Consider the following 22,148-nt stretch of genomic DNA (forward strand, 5'->3'; position numbering starts at 1 on the left):
AAGACATGCCTAATTTCTTTATCGATCGCCCCATATTTGCGTGGGTGATCGCCATTATCATCATGTTGGCAGGGGGGCTCGCGATCCTCAAATTGCCGGTAGCGCAATATCCAACTATTGCACCGCCTGCAGTGACGATCTCCGCGACCTACCCTGGCGCTGATGCGAAAACAGTACAGGATACTGTTACGCAGGTTATCGAACAGAATATGAACGGTATCGATAACCTGATGTACATGTCCTCCAACAGTGACTCCACGGGTACCGTGCAGATCACCCTTACCTTCCAGTCAGGTACGGATGCGGATATCGCACAGGTGCAGGTACAGAACAAACTGCAGCTGGCGATGCCGTTACTGCCTCAGGAAGTTCAACAACAAGGGGTTAGCGTAGAGAAGTCTTCAAGTAGCTTCCTGATGGTTGTCGGTGTTATCAACACCAACGGCACCATGACCCAGGAAGATATTTCAGACTACGTGGGCGCTAACATGAAGGACGCCATCAGCCGTACTTCAGGTGTGGGTGACGTTCAGCTGTTCGGTTCCCAGTACGCAATGCGTATCTGGATGGATCCGAACAAACTGAACAACTTCCAGCTGACGCCGGTTGATGTGATCAACGCCATTAAAGCGCAGAACGCCCAGGTTGCAGCCGGTCAGTTAGGTGGTACGCCACCGGTGAAAGGCCAGCAGCTTAACGCGTCAATCATCGCGCAAACCCGTCTGACCTCTGCCGATGAATTCAGCAAAATTCTGCTGAAAGTGAATCAGGACGGTTCTCAGGTTCGTCTGCGTGACGTGGCGAAAGTGGAGTTGGGTGGCGAGAACTACGACATCATTGCGAAGTTTAACGGCAAACCGGCTTCCGGTCTGGGTATCAAACTGGCGACAGGTGCTAACGCCCTGGATACCGCTAGCGCCATCCGCGCTGAACTGGCGAAGATGGAGCCGTTCTTCCCATCAGGCCTGAAAATTGTTTACCCGTATGACACCACGCCGTTCGTGAAAATCTCAATTCACGAAGTGGTGAAAACGCTGGTGGAAGCAATCATCCTCGTGTTCCTGGTTATGTATCTGTTCCTGCAGAACTTCCGCGCGACGTTGATTCCGACCATTGCCGTACCGGTGGTCTTGCTGGGTACCTTTGCAGTGCTGGCCATTTTCGGCTTCTCGATAAACACCCTGACGATGTTCGGGATGGTGCTCGCCATCGGCCTGTTGGTGGATGACGCCATCGTGGTGGTCGAGAACGTTGAGCGCGTTATGGCGGAGGAAGGACTGCCGCCGAAAGAAGCGACGCGTAAATCAATGGGCCAGATTCAGGGCGCACTGGTGGGCATCGCGATGGTGCTGTCAGCGGTATTTATCCCGATGGCATTCTTTGGCGGATCTACCGGGGCAATCTACCGTCAGTTCTCCATCACCATTGTTTCTGCAATGGCGTTGTCAGTACTGGTGGCGTTGATTCTGACGCCGGCTCTTTGTGCCACCATGCTCAAACCGATCGCTAAGGGCGATCACGGAGAAGGCAAAAAAGGCTTCTTCGGCTGGTTTAACCGCATGTTCGATAAGAGCACCAACCACTATACCGACAGCGTTGGCGGCATTCTGCGCAGTACGGGTCGTTATTTGGCGCTGTATCTGATCATTGTCGTCGGCATGGCTTATCTGTTCGTTCGCCTGCCAAGCTCCTTCTTGCCGGATGAAGACCAGGGGGTATTCCTGTCCATGGCTCAGCTACCTGCAGGTGCTACGCAAGAGCGTACCCAGAAGGTGCTGGACGAAATGACGGATTACTATCTGACCAAAGAAAAAAATAACGTTGAATCAGTATTTGCCGTTAACGGCTTCGGTTTTGCGGGACGCGGTCAGAACACCGGTATTGCCTTCGTGTCGTTAAAAGACTGGAGCGAACGTCCGGGTGATGAGAACAAGGTCGAGGCAATCACCGCTCGCGCGATGGGGGCGTTCTCGAAGATTAAAGATGCGATGGTCTTTGCCTTTAACCTGCCCGCAATTGTCGAACTGGGTACCGCAACTGGTTTTGACTTCCAGTTGATTGACCAGGGTGGTTTGGGCCATGACAAACTAACACAGGCGCGTAACCAGCTGTTTGGTGAAGTGGCTAAGCATCCGGATCTGTTGGTCGGTGTTCGTCCTAATGGCCTGGAAGATACGCCGCAGTTCAAGATCGATATCGATCAGGAAAAAGCGCAGGCGCTGGGCGTTTCCATTAGTGATATTAATACAACGCTGGGTGCAGCATGGGGCGGAAGCTACGTGAACGACTTCATCGACCGCGGTCGTGTGAAGAAAGTTTACGTCATGTCTGAAGCGGAATACCGTATGTTGCCGGAAGATATTGGAAACTGGTACGTTCGCGGTAGCGATGGACAAATGGTACCGTTCTCCGCCTTCTCTACCTCACGTTGGGAATATGGTTCACCGCGATTGGAACGCTATAACGGTCTGCCTTCCATGGAAATCTTAGGCCAGGCCGCACCGGGTAAAAGTACCGGTGAAGCAATGGCAATGATGGAGCAACTGGCAAGCAAACTGCCGTCCGGTATCGGCTATGACTGGACCGGGATGTCCTATCAGGAACGACTGTCTGGCAACCAGGCTCCGGCCCTGTATGCCATTTCACTGATCGTCGTCTTCCTGTGTCTGGCAGCACTGTACGAGAGCTGGTCAATTCCGTTCTCCGTTATGCTGGTGGTTCCGCTGGGGGTTATCGGTGCGTTGCTGGCCGCGACGTTCCGCGGATTAACTAACGACGTTTACTTCCAGGTAGGCCTGCTCACAACCATTGGGTTGTCGGCGAAGAACGCGATATTGATCGTCGAATTCGCCAAAGACTTGATGGATAAAGAGGGTAAAGGGTTGATCGAGGCGACGCTGGATGCAGTTCGTATGCGTTTACGTCCGATCCTGATGACCTCGCTGGCCTTTATTCTTGGCGTTATGCCGTTGGTTATCAGCTCCGGCGCAGGGAGTGGCGCGCAGAACGCCGTTGGTACTGGCGTAATGGGCGGGATGGTTACAGCAACCGTACTGGCTATCTTCTTCGTTCCAGTGTTCTTTGTGGTGGTTCGCCGCCGCTTTAGCCGCAAGAATGAAGATGTTGAACACAGCCACCCGGTTGATCACCATTGATTCATCGCTAATGAAAAGGCCGCGCAAGCGGCCTTTTTTCTGGAAAAATCATAAAAATCACTTATTGTGATTACGTTTATTTTCTGCCGAGTGAATAAGCGATATAATCCCTGTAGGCTTAAAGGCTATTCTTAAGAATTCTTGAGGTTTCTTATTTTACCTGAATAATTATTAAGATTAATCCTAGCAGCTAATCTGCATTGTTAGAGGTTGCCTTTGATTGCTAAAGCTAACTCCGTTAACCTGATGATTGCCCGAACAATAAAGAAGTTGTTCCATTTCGAATACCTTCATTTTTAAGGTAAAATGTAAAAAGGGTGCCACATCATAATTTTACGCAATTGTAATTTTTCATGATATGACGATGAAATCTTTTTTAGAGTAGATTATAGTTAAATCATCAGGCGTCACGGGCAAGTTTCAGGTAGTTTGTTGTATCCACCCCGAAGGTGTTCGGTTAGTTTAAACCACTAAGAAGGGGATGCGCTATGGACGAGTACTCACCCAAACGGCATGATATCGCGCAGCTTAAATTTCTCTGCGAAACCTTGTATCATGACTGTCTTGCAAACCTTGAACAAAGCAACCATGGCTGGGTTAATGACCCGACTTCAGCAACCAGCCTGCAGCTCAACGAACTGATAGAGCATATTGCAACCTTCGCACTTAATTATAAAATTAAGTACAATGAGGACAATAAGCTGATTGCGCAGATTGATGAATACCTGGATGACACTTTTATGTTGTTCAGCAATTATGGTATTAATACGCAGGATTTGCAGAAATGGCGAAAGTCCGGAAATCGACTGTTTCGCTGTTTTGTCAATGCCACCAGGGCTAATCCTGTTAGTTTGTCTTGTTAAAAAATATTACAATCATAGGTAAGAGTTATGTCTGATAAACCATTAACTAAAACAGATTATTTGATGCGTCTTCGACGCTGCCAGACAATTGACACGCTCGAGCGCGTTATTGAGAAAAATAAATATGAATTGTCCGACAATGAACTGGCTGTATTTTACTCAGCAGCAGATCATCGCCTTGCTGAATTGACGATGAATAAGCTGTACGACAAGATTCCAACTTCCGTTTGGAAATTTATTCGCTAATTGTTCACGAGGTTAAGTCAGGTATCGCGTTAGATTTGTTTGTCTGGCTGACCACCTCCTCATATTTACAATAGTTATTTAATTCAAATCAGGTGACTTCGATCACAATAAGGTAATGGGAACGCTCCCCTGTGCGCATTGCATTTTATTGTTTTGCCATAATGAACGTTCGGCAAACAGAAGATGCAGACTGTCCTGCATAACCTGTTGGGTCAAAAACACCGTTGTAGGCGGCAATCCTGCGCGCCTCATCAAAACGCTATACGTTCAAATGTAACTGTTATGCTAAATTGTGGTTAATCTGTTACTTTTTTCAGGCACTATCCCCTCTTAAAATGGGTCGATCCCACCTGAATATTGAAGACATCACGAAGGCAAGAGATGACAGAAATACAGCGCCTGCTCACCGAAACAATTGACGACTTAAATGTGCGCGAAAAGCGCGATAACAGACCGCGCTTTAGCATCAGCTTCATTCGCAAGTATCCGGGACTGTTTATTGGCATGTATGTCGCCTGGTTCGCCACGCTGGCGGTTATGCTGCAATCAGAAACGCTGGTCGATTCAGTGTGGTTGCTGGTGGTATTGTTTGTCATCCTCAATGGTTTTTTCTTTTTTGACGTCGCGCCGCGTTACCGTTTCGAAGACATCGACGTGCTGGACTTCAGAGTCTGCTATAACGGCGAATGGTATAACACCCGTTTTGTTCCGCCAGCGCTTATCGAGACCATTCTGCATTCACCGCGGGTGGATGGCGAACGTAAAGCCCAATTGCAAAAAATGATGGCGCGGAAAGGCGAACTCTCTTTCTACGACGTCTTCACGCTAACTCGCGCAGAAGCTGCCGGTCAGTAGCTTGCCTACCAGCCAATAAAAAAGTGCGTACCCGCTGGCACGCACTGGTTTCCCTGAAATGTTGGCAAAATGTCTAACGTCTTTTCTTCCTGCCCTGCACCGCTTTAAATCGCGGATTCGTTTTGCAGATAACATACAAACGCCCTTTGCGTTTGACTATCTGACAGTCAGGGTGGCGCTGTTTGGCACTTCGAAGTGAATTAAGAACCTGCATATTAACCTCGCTTAGTGCCAATAAAATGGCCAAAACGTTTCTGGAAGCGCGCCGCACTGCCTTCGTTGTCGAACGTCTTCTGCTTCCCGGTGTAGTACGGGTGTGATTTAGACGAAATATCAAGGGTCACGTAGGGATACGTTTGCCCCTCAAATTCAATCTCACGTTCCGTTTTGATGGTCGAACCGACCTTAAAGTACTCATTGGCACTGGTGTCGTGGAATACCACAGTACGATAAAAAGGATGGATATCCGGCTTCATAGCAACCTCTAATTGTTACATTATAACATAACAATAAAGTACACTACTCTCGTCCCTGGCTCAACCTCATTTACACAGTGGGTAATTAATCTGGAAATACCCCTCTTAAATCTATTAGGTCATTCGAATAGATTTTTCACTTTCGGATATACTTTCCCTACGCTGTGTAAATAAGGATATCACTGTGACAACACGACATTTGATCGGCCTGGTGACCGGAATACTGATTCTGTCCATCCTTGCGCCAGTGGGTTTGAGTCTGTGGCTGGCGTATCGTCAGGTTGAAACTAAATTTATGGACGAGCTTGATTCTTACACCAGCCGGGTTGCTTTGCGCACAGAAAGGGTCGGCGAGCAGGCGAAAAAAGCATTACGCCAGATTGAGACCTTCAAGGGAGAACCTTGCGGAACGGAACATTTACTGGAAATGCGTCGTTTGTCATACAGCTATCGTTACATTCAGGAAGTGGTGTACCTCAAGGACAACGTCCCGCAATGCTCTTCCCTCGAGAATAAAAGCCGTGCTGTCGCCTTCCCTGCGGCGATGAAAGTCACCGAGGATGGCTACCGTGCCTGGTTAACCACGGATAACGACTTAGGTATCCAGCGTTTTATGGCTGCATTAGGCAGCGAAAACTATGTGGTGATGGTCGATCCCGCCACGTTCATTGACGTTGTTCCGTTTGGTTCGTGGCCGATTGATGTCGCCATTATTGGCGCCGATAAAAGCAGGATTGTCACCAGTAGCGGAACGCTACCAGAAGATATTTTGCAAAATTTTCAACAAGATAATGCCACTACGCATTTGCAAAAAGAGGGCGTTATTTACAACGCCCGCCCCTTCCCTGCATTAGGTATTACCGTCGTCAGCTGGGCATCTACGCTGCCGCTGAAAAAAATATGGCACCGACAGGCGCTTATCTGGCTCCCGGCGGGAATTCTTATCGGTCTGCTGACCGCCGCCTTTGTTCTGCGTATTTTACGTCGTTTGCAGTCTCCCCATCATCAGTTGCAGGAGGCTATCCAGCGCCGTGAAATTAAGGTGTACTATCAGCCGATCATTTCTCTTCGTACCGGGAAAGTGGTAGGTGCCGAAGCGCTGGCCCGTTGGCCGCAGCCCGATGGCAGTTTTCTCTCACCAGAGATTTTCGTCGCGCTGGCACAGCAGACCGGCCTGACAACCCCTCTCACTCGCCTGATTATCGAAAGCGTGTTTGACGATCTGGGCAAATGGCTTCATCACCATCCGGAGCAGCATATCTCCATCAATCTTGAAGCCGATAATCTGACATCAGAAACGCTGCCAGGTCTGCTCAGCCGGAAGGTGAATCACTATCAGATAAACCCGTCGCAAATTGCACTCGAACTCACAGAACGCGCCTTTGCCGATCCGAAAACCAGCGCTCCGTTCATCGCCAAGTACCGCCAGGCAGGCCATTCGATTTACATTGATGATTTTGGCACCGGTTATTCCAGTCTCAGTTACTTGCAGGATCTGGATGTCGATATTTTGAAGATCGATAAATCGTTCGTGGATGCGTTGGGATACAACAACGTGACGCCGCATATTATCGAGATCGCAAAAACGCTGAAGCTGGAAATGGTGGCAGAAGGTATCGAGACGAAAAATCAGGAAGAGTGGCTACGACAGCATGGCGTGCAGTACGGCCAGGGCTGGCTATACAGTAAGGCATTGCCAAAGGCAGAGTTTATCCTGTGGGCGGAGACACGACTGTAGCCGACATGCGAAAAGATTGAGATGGCTGGCGGCACGCCGCACAGCCAGTCACGTCAGTCATCCATAATGGGCGAGAATCCACCGTAGATCATGCGCTTGCCATCAAAGGGCATCGATTCGCCAAATTCCTTCATTCGGGGATCGGACATCATCTTCTGATTCGCCGCGTCACGGACTTCTTTTGAAGGATACTCAATCCAGCTGAATACCACTTCTTCATGATCCTGCGCTTTTACCGCCATGCGAAAATCGGTCAATTTGCCGTCAGGGACATCGTCTGCCCAGCATTCCACCACGCGCAATGCACCGAACTCCTTGAAAAGCGGAGCCGCTTTTGCCGCCATCGCGATATACGCCTCCTTGTTTTCAGCGGGTACGGCAACCACAAAACCATCAACATACTTCATGAGAAAAGCCTCCGAAGTTTACTGCGCGGCAAGCCAATTCTGGCCGCGTCAGTCGAGATTAAGTTTAGTCGTCAGCTCGCGATCATGCCGTAGGTTCATTCCGAACCCGAACACGTGACTGCGGCTGATGCCGAAACCACGGCAGACAAAGCTGAATGAGCGGACCAATCGCCAGTGCATACAGCACCGTACCAACGCCCAGGGTTCCCCCGAGTAGCCAACCGATAAACAACACCGACACTTCGATGGCCGTTCGAATTCGCCTCACCGGCCAACCAGTACGCGCGTGAATGCCGGTCATCAGACCATCACGTGGGCCAGCACCGAACCCCGCACCGATATACAGACTGGTCGCTAAGGCGTTCAGTATCACCGCAGATACCAACAGACCGCTGCGGGCAAACAGGGATTCAAATCCCGGGATTACCATCAGCGCCACATCAGCAGCCAGCCCAATCATAATGACATTACTCAATGTGCCAAACCCCGGACGCTGGCGTAGTGGGATCCATGCCAACAGGACCAATACGCCCACGGCAATAATCACCAAGCCGATGTTCATCGACAACAGATTTGCCACACCCAGATGAAAAACGTTCCAGGGATCAGCGCCTAAATCCGCACGCACAAACATCGCCGTCGACACGCCGTAAAGCGTCAGCCCGATAAACAATTGCAGTAAACGACGCAGCATGCTTTTCTCCTCTCCCTGCGCAGACAGTCTTCATCTTCAACGCAATTGGCACTATGATTAATGACCAGTTTCCAAAAAGTGGACTGCAATGTCATCTCGCCGTTATGGAAGTCAGTCTCTCCAGCGCCTGCTCGGGCACTGGCAGGAGAGTCCCTCACGTACCCCAATCTGGCGACAGCTGGCCGAAGCCTTGCGCCTGCTGATACTGGATGGCCGGCTGGCGCTGGATAGCCGGCTTCCCGGCGAGCGCGAACTTGCTACGGTGCTGGAAGTCAGCCGAACAACTATCGCCAGCGCAATGGCACAGCTGCGGGAAGAAGGATATCTGGAAAGCCGCCAGGGTAGCGGCTCACGGGTGATCCTGCCGGAACATATTCGCCATGTACCGACTCGCACCGTCACCGGTACCGCACTCGATCTGTCCACCGCCGCGCTCAGCGCAGGTCCCGAAATTCATCAGGCTTACCAGCAGGCGCTGTTTGCCATACCGCAGCATCTATTAAGTTCCGGGTATCTGCCCCAGGGGCTACCGTCTTTGCGCGAATCCATTGCCCGGCATTACTGCGAACGCGGATTACCCACGCAGCCGGATGAGGTTATGGTGGTCAATGGTGCAGTCAGCGGGCTGGCGCTGATCCTGCGGTTGCTTACCGGTCCAGGCGATCGCGTAGTGGTTGATCATCCTACTTACCCGCTCGCTATTGCGGCGATTCAGGGGGCCTCCTGCCGACCCGTGGGGGTGTCGCTGCCTGAACAGGGATGGGATACTGCGGGTCTTGTCGCCACCATCGCACAAACCGCCCCACGCATGGCCTACCTGATGCCGGATTTTCACAATCCTACCGGACGTTGCATGGACGCCGCCACACGCCAAGTGGTGGCCGATATCGCCGCCAAAACGCACACCACGCTGGTGGTGGACGAAACCATGGTCAATCTGTGGTATGACGCCCCGCCACCACCGCCGCTCGCCGCCTTCAATCGCGATGCACCCATCATTATGTTGGGGTCTGCCGGTAAAAGTTTCTGGGGAGGATTACGTCTTGGTTGGGTGCGGGCGTCATCACGGACTATTGCCGCACTGGTGCAAACCCGCGACACGTTCGATTTAGGCTCACCGGTGCTGGAACAGCTCGCTACCGGCTGGCTGCTGGATAACGCCGCGCAGTTTCTCCCGGACAGAAGACAACTGCTCACCGCCAGACGCGACCAGTGCCATACTCTGATGCGATCGCATTTCCCGGAATGGCAATTTACCCAACCGCAGGGCGGGTTATCTTTCTGGGTAGAATTGCCCGATACGCTGGCGACGCTGTTTGCCACTCGCGCCGACAGCGCCGGTATTCAGTTAGGTACCGGAACGCGCTTTGGGTTAGCGGGTGCATTCGATCGTTTCTTACGCATGCCCTTCGCGCTGCCGGATGACACGATGCGCGCCGCCTTCAACACATTGCAGCCGATCTGGGACACTCTGCGTTCACAGGCAAGTCATGGGAAAATACGTAAAATAATCTAAGTGACGAGGAAAGGTGAAAGAGATTGCCGAACGGCAGAATTGGGTGGGGGCCCTGCCAGCTACATCCCGGCACACACGTCATCTGCCTTGGCTGCTTCCTTCCGGACCTGACCTGGTAAACAGAGTAGTGTTGCGGGAGAACCAACAGAGCCCCCATTGAGAGCGTTGTTAACCAACGCGCAGGCGCATTATCACTGCTGCACCGTGTAATTGCAACCCATCCAGCACCAGATGCTGTTTTCTTGTGCAATGCGGCTTCACTCACCCGCCATTCCAGATTATGCTGGGGAATTAGCGCAGGAATAAATGATGGATATACAAGACTCTTTCCCCCAACGCGTCTGGCAAATTGTCGCCTCAATCCCCGAAGGATTCGTCACTACCTATGGTGATGTCGCCAGACTTGCCGGATCTCCGCGTGCAGCGCGTCAGGTCGGCGGCGTCCTCAAACGGCTTCCCGAAGGCAGCACCCTGCCGTGGTATCGAGTCGTTAATCGCCATGGTGCTATATCGCTGACCGGGCCGGATCTACAGCGCCAGCGTCAGGCATTGCTGTCTGAAGGGGTGGTGGTTTCGGGAAGTGGGCACATCGATTTACAACGTTATCGCTGGGTGTATTAACCCTCCCCTGGCGGAGAGGGTTATGCCAGTCTTAGTACTGCGTAGGTGCAGGGACGGCTGAAGACGGATTCACCTGCGTGGGAGACGTTGACGGCACCGTAGTTGCCGCACCACCGCTGGCCTGAACCGGAACTTCCGTCTGCTGAACAGGAACCAGCGTCAGATCGGCCTTGGTACCGCCCTGGTTGATAACCGGCTGCACGGTGTCCGTAATAAACACCAGTTTGTCGTTCACCATAATGGCTGCACTCAACAAAATACGGGCGTTCGGCTGAATATCTGCCGGGTTAAACGGCAGCACAAAGCTAAATGGCGCCTGCTTCCCTTCAGTACGCACCGCTTTTTGCGACAGGACTTTTGACGGGGCATCCGCCAGCGAAGCGTCCGACAGTGTGACGGTCAGTACGGCATCCGGTGGCAGCGCAACTTTCTGGCGGATCCACACCGTACCAGAAACATTCGGCTGTTGAATTTTTGACTGTGTGTCAGCAATTGACGTAGTAGGGCTTGGCGCAGGTGTCTGAATATCTGCACTTTTATCAGCACAGGCCGCCAGCGCGACCGCAACGGCTAAACCACTTACCATGTGCACGAGTTTCATTAAATTCTCCTTATCGTCAATGCACCAGCGAGAACTTTCCTCGCCAGAAGAGTGGTTAACAAAAACATAACGTGACTAAGTGTGGCACAAAGTAGCTATTTTTGCCTGCAATCGACCGGTAATTCAGACAATTGCACCCATCGGACCACTTTCAAAATTGCGTTATACTCTGCCTACTTCGCTGCGACATCGACATGACCTGGAGAGCACCTATGAGTCTGGCACTAAAAAGTTTGCTGACATTGTTGAATTTGGAAAAAATTGAAGAAGGACTCTTTCGCGGCCAAAGTGAAGACTTAGGATTACGCCAGGTTTTTGGCGGGCAGGTCGTCGGACAGGCGCTGTATGCCGCTAAAGAAACCGTGCCGGAAGAGCGGCTGGTGCACTCCTTTCACAGCTACTTTTTACGTCCCGGCGATAGCCAAAAACCGATAATTTACGATGTCGAAGTGCTGCGCGATGGTAACAGTTTCAGCGCTCGCCGCATTGCCGCCATCCAGAACGGGAAGCCCATTTTCTACATGACCGCCTCTTTTCAGGCGCCGGAAGAGGGCTTTGAACATCAAAAAACCATGCCGCACGCACCTGGGCCCGACGCGCTGAAATCCGAAACCGAAATTGCCCGTTCAGTGGCACATCTGCTGCCACCGCTGTTGAAAGAGAAATTTATCAATGACCGCCCACTGGAAGTGCGTCCGGTGGAGTTTCATAACCCGCTCAAAGGCCATGTCGCCGAACCGGCACGCCAGGTGTGGATCCGCGCCAACGGTACGGTGCAGGACGATCTACGCGTGCATCAGTATCTGCTGGGTTACGCCTCCGACCTGAACTTCCTGCCTGTGGCGCTACAGCCGTACGGAATTGGTTTTTTGGAGAAAGGGATTCAGATAGCCACTATCGACCATTCGATGTGGTTCCATCGTCCTTTCAATATCAATGAGTGGTTGCTGTATAACGTCGAGAGCACCTCTGCCTCCGGTGCCCGGGGCTTTGTGCGCGGGGAATTTTATACACAGGACGGCGTGCTGGTTGCCTCTACCGTACAGGAAGGGGTGATGCGCAATCGCAACTGATGTCTTATCCGGCCTACAGACTACATCTGTCGTAGGCCGGATAAGCGTTTAGCGCCATCCGGCAGAGTGAAATATCAAGCGTTGTAGGCGTTTTCACCGTGGCTGTTCACGTCCAGCCCTTCGCGCTCCTGCTCTTCCGGTACGCGCAGCCCTACCGTCATGTCCGCCAGCTTATAGCCGATGAAGGCCACCACGCCGGACCAGACAATGGTAATCGCCACGCTTTCGAGCTGCACCAGCACCTGATGCCCCATGGTCACGCCCTCAGCAAAGCCTACGCCACCCAGCGAACTGGCGGCGAACACCCCGGTCAGAAGACAGCCGACAATGCCGCAAACGCCGTGCACACCGAACACATCGCACGGGTCATCAACGCGCAGAAAACGCTTCAGCATCGTCACGCCCCACAGCCCCGCCAGACCGGCGATTGCCCCGATGATCAACGCACCGCCGACGCCAATGTAACCACAAGCAGGGGTCACGCCAACCAGGCCCGCAATGGCACCAGAACACGCCCCCAGCAGCGACGGTTTACCGCGCAGCGCCCACTCACCGAAGATCCAGCCGAGAATGGCTGCAGCGGTCGCCACCACAGTATTCACAAAGGCCAGCGCAGCGATTTCATTTGCCGTCCCAGCAGAACCTGCGTTAAAACCAAACCAGCCGATGTAGAGAATCGCGGTCCCGGTAAAGACCATCGGCAGGTTATGCGGTTTGAAAGCCTCTTTGCCAAAACCCACACGCTTGCCAATCAGATAAGCACCCACCAGCCCAGCGATCGCGGCGTTGATATGCACCACCGTCCCGCCCGCAAAATCCAGCGCGCCATGGGAGGCCAACAGACCACCGCCCCAGACCATATGCGCAATCGGAATGTAGGACAGCGTCAGCCATACCACCACAAAAATCAGTACCGCAGAGAAGCGAATGCGTTCAGCCAGCGCCCCAACGATAAGTCCAACGGTGATGCAAGCAAATGAGCCCTGGAACGCAACGTGAATGTACTGGTAGAAACTCCCCGTTACCGCCGTCAGGGCAATGTTTTTCAGCATCACCCAGTTGAAGTTGCCGAAGAAACTATTCCCCTCGCCAAAGGCCAGCGAGTAGCCATACACCACCCATAAAATGCAGACCAGTGCAAACGTCACCGTCACCTGCGTCAGCATCGACAGAACGTTCTTGCCACGAATCAAACCGCCGTAAAACAGCGCGATGCCCGGAATGGTCATAAACAACACCAGCGCGGTACATATCATCATAAAGGCGTTATCAGCTTTGTCCGCGACGGCTGGCGCTGCCATCGCCAGTCCCGGCAGCAGTGCCAGTGAAGCGATACCCGTTTTCATCGTTGCTATCTTCATTTTTTGGTTTCCTATCACTGTGTGCCAGAAGTTACAGTGCGGCTTCGTCGGCTTCGCCGGTACGAATACGAATCACACGTTGCAGCTCGGCGACAAAAATTTTGCCGTCGCCAATTTTTCCGGTATAGGCCGACTTGCTGATGACGTCGATCACCTCATCAAGCTGATCGTCGGCAATCGCCACATCAATCTTCACCTTCGGTAAAAAATTGACGCTGTATTCGGCTCCCCGATACAACTCGGCATGGCCTTTCTGTCGACCAAAGCCCTTCACTTCGGTGACGGTCAGCCCCTGAATACCAATAGAAGACAGTGCTTCACGGACGTCTTCCAGTTTGAACGGTTTGATTACCACGGTAACCAGCTTCATAGATCCCCTCCAGTCAGAATTCAGTAGTGGCTGCAGATACACAGGATGAATATTGCAAGGGGTGTGCCAGGAATGAAAAACGCGGGATGATTCAGGCTCGCAGGGCACGGCCGGGGTAGAAAAAGAAAAAACGCACTATAACGGTGCATAGTGCGTTACATTTTTGCACCAGATTGTTGATGCTTCTCGAACCAATTTAGCCGTAGGCCTGAAACGCACTGCGCCATCAGGCAATAATGGAATCCTCATGCGCACTGGCCGCCAGCTCTTCACCGGCCAGTTGCAGCTGATACATTTGCCAGTAGCGGCCTTGCGCCGCCAGCAATTGCTGATGTGTGCCGCGCTCGACGGCCTGCCCCCGGTGCAGCACCAGAATGGTGTCTGCTTCCACGATCGTGGAGAGTCGATGGGCAATCACCACCAGCGTAGTGTGTTCGCGCACAGCAGCCAGCGCCTGCTGAATGGCCTGCTCCGTGCCGGAGTCAATACTGGCGGTAGCTTCATCCAGAATCAGTACCTGCGGCGTTTCAACCAGAACCCGCGCCAATGCCAGCAGCTGTTTCTGCCCCACGGACAAATTATTGCCCTGTTCGCCCAATCGGGTGTGAATACCGTCACTCAGACCGCGTGCCAACTCAGCCAGCTGTACGGTCTCCAGCGCCTGCCACACTCGATCTTCAGAAATATCGCGGCCCAGCGTGACGTTTGCCAGGAAGGTGTCCGCCATCACAACCGGATCCTGCTGCACCATCGCGACGCCCTGACGTAAGACGCCGTGACTCAACGAGGAGAGGGGGCGCCCGTCCAGACGGATCTCCCCTTGCGTCAGCGGATAGTAGCCCATCATCAGGCTGGCGAGCGTACTCTTGCCACTACCGGTATGCCCAACCAACGCCACAAAACTGCGTGAAGGCACGGACAGGCTGATATTTTTCAGCACCAGATTGTCATCGCGATAAGCAAATGACACGTTATCAACCTCAATGTTGCCACTCTTCAGCGGCTGATCATCATCGCCATAATGCTGACGCGGTCTGTCCATCAGTTCGAAGACGCGCTCACCGGCGACAACCGCTTGCTGCAGCATAGATTGTTGGGTCGTCAGCTCAATCAGCGGCTCGTTCAGACGCCCGAGATAGCTGATAAACGCATACAGCACGCCAACCTCGATGGACGAGCCAGAGGTCACGCTGAACAACATCAGTAAACCACAGAGGATCAGGGCGGAAAACAGGCTCAGCAACGGACGCAGTAAAAAACCGTCCAGCCGCAAGGTCTGCATGCGTGCCATATAGTGCGAACGGCTGGCCTCGCCCATGCGCTCCCCAAAGCGCGCCTGCTGGCGAAACTGTTGGATCACGCTCATACCGTTAATGACTTCATTGAAGCCATCGTTGATATCGGCCAGATAGGCACGAACGCGGCGCACAATCGGCGTGCTGTAGCGCTGATAAATCACCATCACCACCATCACCGCCGGGAATATAGCCATCGCCACCAGCGCCATACGCCATTCGAGGCTAAACATCGCCACCAGCATGGCACCAATCAGAGCCGCACTGCGCAGTACCGTCGCCACGACCGTCACGTACAGGTCGCGGATCACTTCGGTATCGTTGGTTACACGAGAGATAAGCTGTCCGACGGGCTGGATGTCAAATTCACTCAACGGTTGGCGCAGCGCAGCATCCATTACATCCGTGCGTAGCTGTTGCACCACACCGACGGCAGCCTGGTTAAACAACAGTGACTGCGCATAGTGCAGTCCCGCCGCCAGCAGTTGCAGACCGACATAAGCCGCAACCAGACCGGCCACCATCGCCAACGGCAAATTGTTTTTCGCCACCATGTTATCAATAAAGTAGCTTATCAGCAGCGGACCGCTGACTTCTGCCGCCGCCGCCACCCACAGCATCACCACCGCAATGCCCAGTGGTTTTCGCCACGGTGAACCATAGCGCAGCAGCCGTTTCAGCGTCGGCCATAATTGCCCAAAACTACGCATTCGCCGCCCCCTCATTTAACGCCGGGGCATCAGACAGCGCCGCTTCCAGCTGCTGATAGCGATACATATCGCGGTACCAACCGGGTTGCTGGACCAGCGTGTCATGGTCGCCACGCTGGGCAATATGTCCGTGCTGCATCACGATAATCTCGCTGGCTTCTGTCAGCGCCGACAAGCGGTGGGCGCTGATAATAACCGTTCTTCCCTCGCCCCACTGGCGCAGGTTATGCAGGATCTGATGTTCGGTACGGCCGTCTACCGCCGACAGCGCATCGTCAAGAATCAGAATTTCCGCATTAAGCAGCAGCGCGCGCGCAATAGAAATTCGCTGTTTTTGCCCGCCCGAGAGCATCACGCCCCGCTCGCCCACTTCGGTGTCATATCCCTGCGGCAAACGTAAAATATCCTCATGCACGCTGGCGAGGCGCGCCACATGTTCGATTTCGGCCTGCGTCGCCTGCGGGCGTCCAAGTGCAATGTTATTGCCGACGGTGTCCGAAAACAGGAACGGCGTCTGGCTAACAACTGCCAGCCGACTGCGCCAGCTATCAAGCTGTAAGCGCGTCAGCGGAATATCATGAAAGCGCACGTCGCCCTGGGTAATATCAAAGTGGCGCTGGATCAGCGACAGAATGGTACTTTTTCCCGCACCGGTCGGCCCACAAATACCCAGCATCTGCCCAGGCTTAAGCTGGAAATTAACGTTTTCCAACGTCGGGCGCGCCATCAGCGGGTAGCTGAACTCACGAATCGCAACCGCCAGTTCCCCGCGCCCTTCCGGCACGGGTTCCGTGCCATCATTAACCACGGGAGCTTCCGCCAACATGGCGCGAATACGGCTGTAGGCGGCGCTACCGCGCTCGACGATATTAAACATCCACGCCAACGCCAGCATCGGCCAAATCATCAGACCGAGATACATCATAAAGCTGGTCAGCTGACCGAGCGTCAGCGAACCGTGAACCACCATCCAGCTTCCACCACCAATCGCCAGCAGGTTCGCCATACCAATAGCGATATAAATGGTGGGATCGAAGCGGGCGTCGATGCGCGCGACGCGCATATTTTTCTTACCGGTATCCTGCGCATCTGCGGCAAATAAGGCCGACTGCCGGTCCTCCAGACCAAAGGCTTTAATCATGCGAATGCTGGTCAGGCTCTCCTGAGTACGATCGTTGAGGCTGGAGAATGCCGCCTGCGCTTGCTTAAAGCGGTTATGAAGCCGATCGCCGTAACGCTTAATCATCAGCGCCATCACCGGCATCGGTAGCAAGGCAAATAGCGTCAACTCCCAGCTTATTTGCGTAGACATGACGATAAGCACCGCACAGCCCATAACCAGCGAGTCGACCAACGTCAGCACACCTTCTCCGGCGGCGAACACCACCCGGTCAACATCATTGGTGGCGCGCGCCATCAGATCGCCCGTGCGATGGCGCAGATAAAATTCAGGATGTTGACGGCTCAACTGACGGTAATAATCTTCGCGCAGTTCTACTGCCAGCTGGTAGGATGCCCCAAACAGCAGCACGCGCCAGACGTAGCGCAGCAAATAGACCACCACCGCAATCAGCGCAATTGTGCCAACCCACATAAGCAGGCGTTCGGTCGTGAAACGTTGAGCCGTCACGCCATCAACAATAATTCCGACCACTTTAGGCGGAATAAGTTGAAGGATAGCGATGATGATAAGCAGGGCCACTGCCCCGAGGTAGCGACGCCACTCCCGGCGAAAGTACCAGCTTAATTGAGCAAATAATCGCACGCGTTATGTCCTGACATGATTTCCGACAATGAGCGCCGGGAGAATTATTCAATAGGTAGAGCAGTTGTGTATTTAATCTGTTCCATCGCAAAGCTTGAGGTAACGTCCGACAACCCCGGTACGCTGTTCACCAGCCGTTTGTAGAAGTCATCATAGCGTTTCATGTCGGCGACCTGCACTCGCATCAGGTAGTCATACTCCCCGGCCATGCGCCAGAATCCCAGTACCTCTGGCATCCCGGTCACTTCAGTCACAAAGCGACAGTACCATTCACTGCTGTGATGCTGCGTTTTGATCAGCACAAAGGCCGTTAACCCAAGTCCCAGCTTTTCGGGATCCAGCAGCGCGACTTTGCCAAGCAGAACGCCGTCATCCTCAAGTCGCTTGAGTCGTTTCCAGCAGGGGGTGGTTGTCAGATTAACGGCATCTGCGAGTGCCTGCAAAGAAAGGGTGCAATCCTGTTGCAGCAAGCTGAGCAGCTTGCGGTCAATTTTGTCTAACATATCCACTCCACAGAGAAGAATTTTCTCCCTACATTCTATTTTAAAGGCTAAATGGCAACAATTTTTTCCGTGCTTTTCGTTACTCTAGGCACAAAATGACAAATGGATATTAATGATGAATAGCTCCTGGGTTAAAAACGCCATCAATGAAATCAATGCGGATTATCAACGCTCCGCAGATACTCATCTTATCCGCCTGTCACTTCCGGCGTTCCCGGGGATTCAGCTGTACCTGAAAGATGAAAGTACACATCCGACCGGTAGCCTGAAGCATCGACTGGCGCGTTCACTGTTCCTGTACGGACTGTGCAATGGTTGGATCAAAGAAGGCACCACCATTATTGAGTCGTCTTCCGGCTCCACGGCGGTTTCTGAAGCCTATTTCGCCCGCCTGCTGGGGCTACCGTTTATCGCCGTCATGCCGTCCTGCACGGCAAAACGCAAAGTTGAGCAGATTGAGTTTTACGGCGGTCGCTGCCATTTCGTGGAAAGCGCCTGCGAAATTTATGCCGCGTCTGAACAGCTGGCCCGTGAACTCAACGGCCATTATATGGATCAGTTCACCTACGCCGAGCGCGCTACCGACTGGCGCGGCAATAACAATATTGCCGACAGTATCTTCCGCCAGATGTCATGCGAGCCACATCCCGTTCCCCGCCACATTGTGATGAGCGCCGGAACCGGCGGCACGTCAGCAACCATTGGGCGCTACATTCGCTGCCAGGGTTACGACACCAGGCTGATGGTGGTCGATCCGGAAAACTCTGTTTTTCTGCCATACTGGCAGGCGCGTGACGCCACATTACGCAGCCCGGTGGGCAGTAAAATCGAAGGTATCGGTCGCCCGCGCGTCGAGCCCTCTTTCATTCCGGACGTGGTTGATGAAATGCTGCGCGTGCCGGATGCCGCCAGCGTCGCTACCGCGCACTGGCTGGAAACGCAGTTGGGCCGCAAAGTCGGAGCTTCAACCGGGACCAATATGTGGGGTACGCTGCAACTTGCCGCCCGCATACGTGAGGCTGGAGAAACAGGTTCACTGGTAACGTTACTGTGCGACAGCGGCGAACGTTATCTTGAGACCTACTACAACCCAGAGTGGGTTAATGCGCACATTGGCGATTTGACACCATGGAAAGCGGAAATCGCCCAACTGCTGAATACCCAGTAAACCGGCAAAAAAAAGCCAGACCTAATGGTCTGGCTTGCTGGAAGGGATCTCTCATTCGGGGGAATAAGGTAGATGCGGATTATCCAGCCAATGTGTTAAAAAGTGCGATACCGCCTGATTGCGACAATGTCCAATCACCGGTAAATCAGGAAGCTCAGCAATTAATTGCGGCATGGCGTTGCCCATAATCAAACCTCGCCCTACGCTGCCCAGCATCTCGCGATCGTTCATCGCGTCACCAAATGCCATACACTCGGCCATAGAAAAACCTAAATGGTCACTCAGTACCGCCAGCGCGGAGCCTTTGTTACAGCCCAGCGGCAGCACTTCAAGACAGTCTACGGCGGAAAAACAGAGATTTGCCTGCTCACCCAGCGCCTCATTCAATTGAATGCGCAGGCGTATCAGGTCGTCATGATCGCCGCAGAAGCAGATCTTCGTCACCTGATGTGCGGGGATACGTTTCACATCCACGACCTGATAACGGAATCCGCTGTACACATGCGCCTTGAGGATCGACGGGATCTCCTGCCCGGTGAACCATCCATTGTCATTGAAGACATGCATGCTGGCCTGGGTATCCCACTTCTGATGCAGGACGATATCTGCTGCCTCGGGTGCCAGATCCTGACGATGCAGTACATCCCCTTCCAGCGAATGAATACGCGTCCCGTTACCCGTTATCAAAAATGCGTCCAGCGAGAGGGTCCCTAAGATATGACGCATCTCCAGCACATGGCGGCCAGTGGCAAACGTCAGGGTGATGTCGCGTTCACGCAGGCGCGCCAGCGTCGAGAGTGTTTCGTCACCTAAATGGTGATTCGGCATCAGCAGGGTGCCATCCATATCAAATGCAGCCAGACGAGCCATTTCTTTCTCCACACTGTGACGCGGTTAACTTGTGGTTCAGTATCACCTGAGATATACGGAAGTAATAGTGAATAGATAAAACGAATTGTTCCGGGTTTATGTTGCCCGAAGGATGAAGTGCAAATGCGACTTTTGAATCGATTGAATCAGTACCAACGCCTCTGGCAGCCCTCAAACGGAGAGCCGCAGTCGGTCACCGTCGGCGAACTGGCTGAACGCTGTTTTTGCAGCGAGCGCCATGTCCGTACGCTGCTACGCCAGGCACAGGAGGCGGGCTGGCTGGCATGGGAAGCACGCTCAGGACGCGGAAAACGGGGACAATTGCGCTTTTTGGTCACGCCCGACTCGCTGCGTAATACGATGATGGAGCAGGCGTTGCAAAAGGGAGAACAGCGTAGCGTGCTGGAGCTGGCGCAGCTGGCTCCCGGAGAATTAAGAACGCTGCTGCAGCCGTTTATGGGCGGCCAGTGGCATAACGATACGCCAACCCTGCGTATTCCCTACTATCGCCCACTTGATCCCCTCCGCCCCGGCTTTCTCCCCGGTCGTGCCGAACAACATCTTGCCGGGCAAGTCTTCTCCGGACTGACCCGTTTTGACAGTACGACCCAGCGCCCCTGCGGTGATTTGGCCCACCACTGGGATATCTCCGCCGACGGCCTGCGCTGGGATTTCTATATTCGCTCCACGCTGCACTGGCATAACGGTGACGCGCTTAGCACCTCGCAGCTACATCAACGCCTGCAACAGCTGCTGGAGCTGCCCGCGCTCAATAAATTATTTATCAGCGTGAAGCGTATTGAGGTGACTCACCCTCAATGCCTGACGTTTATTTTACATCGCCCCGACTTCTGGCTGGCACACCGTCTGGCCAGCTACAGCAGTCATCTGGCGCACCCGGAACAGCCGCTCGTCGGCACCGGTCCGTTTAGGCTGACGCTGTTTACACCGGAACTGGTCCGTATCGAGAGCCATGACCACTATCACCTCAGCCACCCGTTGCTGAAAGCCATTGAATTTTGGATAACACCGCAGCTTTTCGACCAGGATCTGGGTACCAGCTGCCGCCATCCGGTGCAAATTGCCATTGGCAAGCCTGAGGAACTGCCGATGCTTAGCCAGGTCAGTAGCGGGATCAGCCTCGGATTTTGTTATTTAACCCTCAGGAAAAGCGCACGACTGAACGTGCTTCAGGCGCGTCGGCTGGTCAATATCATCCACCGCTCTTCCCTGTTGCAGACGCTTGAGGTGGAAGAGAATCTGATTACCCCAAGCAATGCGCTGCTGCCAGGGTGGACCATTCCGCAATGGGATCAGTTGGATGAAGTGGCCCTGCCGGAAAAACTGACGCTGGTATATCACCTGCCAGTAGAGTTGCACGCCATGGCCGAACAGCTTCGCCAGGTACTGGCAACGCTGGGCTGCGAGTTAACGCTGATTTTTCACAATGCCAAGAACTGGGACGGTGACCATCCTCTGGCCCAGGCCGACCTGATGATGGGCGACCGTCTGATTGGCGAAGCACCAGAATATACACTTGAACAGTGGCTACGCTGCGATCAGCTCTGGCCGCATGTTCTGGATGCCCCGGCATTCTCTCATCTACAGGCCACGCTGGATGCGCTGCAAACCCAGGCTAATGAGGATCATCGTCACGCGGCGTTACAGCAGGTTTTCACTAACCTGATGAATGACGCCACGCTAACGCCGCTGTTTAATTACCATTACCGCATTAGCGCCCCACCGGGCGTCAACGGCGTGCGGCTCAACCCCAGAGGCTGGTTTGAATTCACCGAGGCCTGGCTGCCGCCGCCTTCATCGTGAAGAAGCTGGTCGACGCCGCGCCCAGGCGCTACCATAG

Annotated in this window: 20 protein-coding genes, 1 other RNA gene and 1 pseudogene; 10 read left to right on the forward strand and 12 right to left on the reverse strand. The window is 53.5% G+C overall.

Annotated features, from left to right (window positions below):
• The first annotated feature begins 5 nt into the window (after positions 1 to 5).
• The 4 genes from acrB to AC3ITF_RS16780 all read left to right on the forward strand — a co-directional run bounded on the left by acrB (position 6) and on the right by AC3ITF_RS16780 (position 5,119).
• Positions 6 to 3,155, forward strand: coding sequence for an efflux RND transporter permease AcrB (acrB, locus tag AC3ITF_RS16765; protein WP_096758039.1), 3,150 nt, complete (start codon positions 6 to 8; stop codon positions 3,153 to 3,155).
• 488 nt (positions 3,156 to 3,643) lie between these two features.
• Positions 3,644 to 4,018 (forward strand): Hha toxicity modulator TomB, encoded by a 375-nt coding sequence (tomB, locus tag AC3ITF_RS16770; RefSeq protein WP_115259201.1) that lies wholly within the window; start codon positions 3,644 to 3,646, stop codon positions 4,016 to 4,018.
• A 27-nt stretch (positions 4,019 to 4,045) separates the two neighbouring features.
• The gene (locus AC3ITF_RS16775; protein ID WP_002892050.1) at positions 4,046 to 4,264 is read left to right on the forward strand and encodes an HHA domain-containing protein; all 219 of its coding nucleotides are present in this window, start codon (positions 4,046 to 4,048) and stop codon (positions 4,262 to 4,264) included.
• Positions 4,265 to 4,645: 381 nt separating this feature from the next.
• Positions 4,646 to 5,119, forward strand: coding sequence for a YlaC family protein (locus AC3ITF_RS16780; protein WP_096758041.1), 474 nt, complete (start codon positions 4,646 to 4,648; stop codon positions 5,117 to 5,119).
• Between the two features lie 73 nt (positions 5,120 to 5,192).
• Here AC3ITF_RS16780 and ykgO read toward each other — a convergent pair whose 3' ends face one another.
• Together ykgO and AC3ITF_RS16790 are read right to left on the reverse strand one after the other, a co-directional pair.
• Entirely contained in the window at positions 5,193 to 5,333 is a 141-nt protein-coding gene (ykgO, locus tag AC3ITF_RS16785; protein ID WP_005125190.1) for a type B 50S ribosomal protein L36, read from the reverse strand.
• Position 5,334: 1 nt separating this feature from the next.
• A complete protein-coding gene (locus tag AC3ITF_RS16790; protein ID WP_115259215.1) occupies positions 5,335 to 5,595 on the reverse strand; it encodes a type B 50S ribosomal protein L31 in 261 nt (86 codons plus the stop codon).
• A 184-nt stretch (positions 5,596 to 5,779) separates the two neighbouring features.
• On the opposite strand from AC3ITF_RS16790, the gene AC3ITF_RS16795 reads away from it, so the two are divergent.
• A complete protein-coding gene (locus AC3ITF_RS16795; RefSeq protein WP_115259216.1) occupies positions 5,780 to 7,333 on the forward strand; it encodes an EAL domain-containing protein in 1,554 nt (517 codons plus the stop codon).
• Positions 7,334 to 7,386: 53 nt separating this feature from the next.
• Here the strand turns inward: AC3ITF_RS16795 and AC3ITF_RS16800 are convergent, their stop codons facing one another.
• Both AC3ITF_RS16800 and yczE read right to left on the reverse strand, forming a co-directional pair.
• Positions 7,387 to 7,740 carry a DUF1428 domain-containing protein gene (locus AC3ITF_RS16800; RefSeq protein ID WP_115259217.1) on the reverse strand — a complete coding sequence of 118 codons (354 nt, stop codon included), beginning with the start codon at positions 7,738 to 7,740 and terminating at the stop codon, positions 7,387 to 7,389.
• Between the two features lie 82 nt (positions 7,741 to 7,822).
• A complete protein-coding gene (gene yczE, locus AC3ITF_RS16805) occupies positions 7,823 to 8,434 on the reverse strand; it encodes a membrane protein YczE (protein ID WP_182037762.1) in 612 nt (203 codons plus the stop codon).
• A gap of 88 nt (positions 8,435 to 8,522) precedes the next feature.
• On the opposite strand from yczE, the gene yczR reads away from it, so the two are divergent.
• Positions 8,523 to 9,950: a MocR-like transcription factor YczR gene (yczR, locus tag AC3ITF_RS16810; protein ID WP_096758046.1), complete on the forward strand. Its 1,428-nt coding sequence runs from the start codon at positions 8,523 to 8,525 to the stop codon at positions 9,948 to 9,950.
• A gap of 50 nt (positions 9,951 to 10,000) precedes the next feature.
• Here yczR and ffs read toward each other — a convergent pair.
• Positions 10,001 to 10,097: signal recognition particle sRNA small type (gene ffs, locus AC3ITF_RS16815), an RNA gene on the reverse strand.
• Positions 10,098 to 10,181: 84 nt separating this feature from the next.
• On the opposite strand from ffs, the pseudogene AC3ITF_RS16820 reads away from it, so the two are divergent.
• Positions 10,182 to 10,571, forward strand: a pseudogene (locus AC3ITF_RS16820) (MGMT family protein).
• A 31-nt stretch (positions 10,572 to 10,602) separates the two neighbouring features.
• Here the strand turns inward: AC3ITF_RS16820 and AC3ITF_RS16825 are convergent.
• The gene (locus AC3ITF_RS16825; protein WP_115259223.1) at positions 10,603 to 11,172 is read right to left on the reverse strand and encodes a YbaY family lipoprotein; all 570 of its coding nucleotides are present in this window, start codon (positions 11,170 to 11,172) and stop codon (positions 10,603 to 10,605) included.
• A gap of 212 nt (positions 11,173 to 11,384) precedes the next feature.
• Between AC3ITF_RS16825 and tesB the strand changes: the two genes are divergently transcribed.
• On the forward strand, positions 11,385 to 12,245 hold the full coding sequence (gene tesB / locus AC3ITF_RS16830) for an acyl-CoA thioesterase II (RefSeq protein WP_096758049.1): 861 nt from the start codon (positions 11,385 to 11,387) through the stop codon (positions 12,243 to 12,245).
• Positions 12,246 to 12,319: 74 nt separating this feature from the next.
• Here the strand turns inward: tesB and amtB are convergent, their stop codons facing one another.
• The 5 genes from amtB to decR form a co-directional block, all read right to left on the reverse strand.
• A complete protein-coding gene (gene amtB / locus AC3ITF_RS16835; RefSeq protein ID WP_096758050.1) occupies positions 12,320 to 13,606 on the reverse strand; it encodes an ammonium transporter AmtB in 1,287 nt (428 codons plus the stop codon).
• Positions 13,607 to 13,637: 31 nt separating this feature from the next.
• On the reverse strand, positions 13,638 to 13,976 hold the full coding sequence (gene glnK, locus AC3ITF_RS16840; RefSeq protein WP_096758051.1) for a P-II family nitrogen regulator: 339 nt from the start codon (positions 13,974 to 13,976) through the stop codon (positions 13,638 to 13,640).
• A 226-nt stretch (positions 13,977 to 14,202) separates the two neighbouring features.
• A complete protein-coding gene (locus tag AC3ITF_RS16845; protein ID WP_174360588.1) occupies positions 14,203 to 15,981 on the reverse strand; it encodes a SmdB family multidrug efflux ABC transporter permease/ATP-binding protein in 1,779 nt (592 codons plus the stop codon).
• Complete coding sequence (locus AC3ITF_RS16850) at positions 15,974 to 17,746, reverse strand: SmdA family multidrug ABC transporter permease/ATP-binding protein (RefSeq protein WP_181688413.1); 1,773 nt, start codon at positions 17,744 to 17,746, stop codon at positions 15,974 to 15,976. The genes AC3ITF_RS16845 and AC3ITF_RS16850 overlap by 8 nt, the downstream gene beginning before the upstream one ends.
• Positions 17,747 to 17,790: 44 nt before the next feature.
• Positions 17,791 to 18,249, reverse strand: a complete 459-nt coding sequence (gene decR, locus AC3ITF_RS16855; protein WP_164496612.1) for a DNA-binding transcriptional regulator DecR — start codon at positions 18,247 to 18,249, stop codon at positions 17,791 to 17,793.
• Positions 18,250 to 18,361: 112 nt separating this feature from the next.
• Here decR and AC3ITF_RS16860 point away from each other — a divergent pair, with 112 nt between their 5' ends.
• Positions 18,362 to 19,417 carry a PLP-dependent cysteine synthase family protein gene (locus tag AC3ITF_RS16860; RefSeq protein WP_489175861.1) on the forward strand — a complete coding sequence of 352 codons (1,056 nt, stop codon included), beginning with the start codon at positions 18,362 to 18,364 and terminating at the stop codon, positions 19,415 to 19,417.
• 51 nt (positions 19,418 to 19,468) lie between these two features.
• Here AC3ITF_RS16860 and cof read toward each other — a convergent pair whose 3' ends face one another.
• Complete coding sequence (gene cof, locus AC3ITF_RS16865) at positions 19,469 to 20,287, reverse strand: HMP-PP phosphatase (protein WP_115259227.1); 819 nt, start codon at positions 20,285 to 20,287, stop codon at positions 19,469 to 19,471.
• Positions 20,288 to 20,410: 123 nt separating this feature from the next.
• Here cof and AC3ITF_RS16870 point away from each other — a divergent pair, with 123 nt between their 5' ends.
• Positions 20,411 to 22,111 carry an SgrR family transcriptional regulator gene (locus tag AC3ITF_RS16870; protein WP_153879392.1) on the forward strand — a complete coding sequence of 567 codons (1,701 nt, stop codon included), beginning with the start codon at positions 20,411 to 20,413 and terminating at the stop codon, positions 22,109 to 22,111.
• The last annotated feature ends 37 nt before the right edge of the window (positions 22,112 to 22,148 follow it).

It is taken from the genome of Citrobacter sp. KH_055_1 (assembly GCF_057838705.1).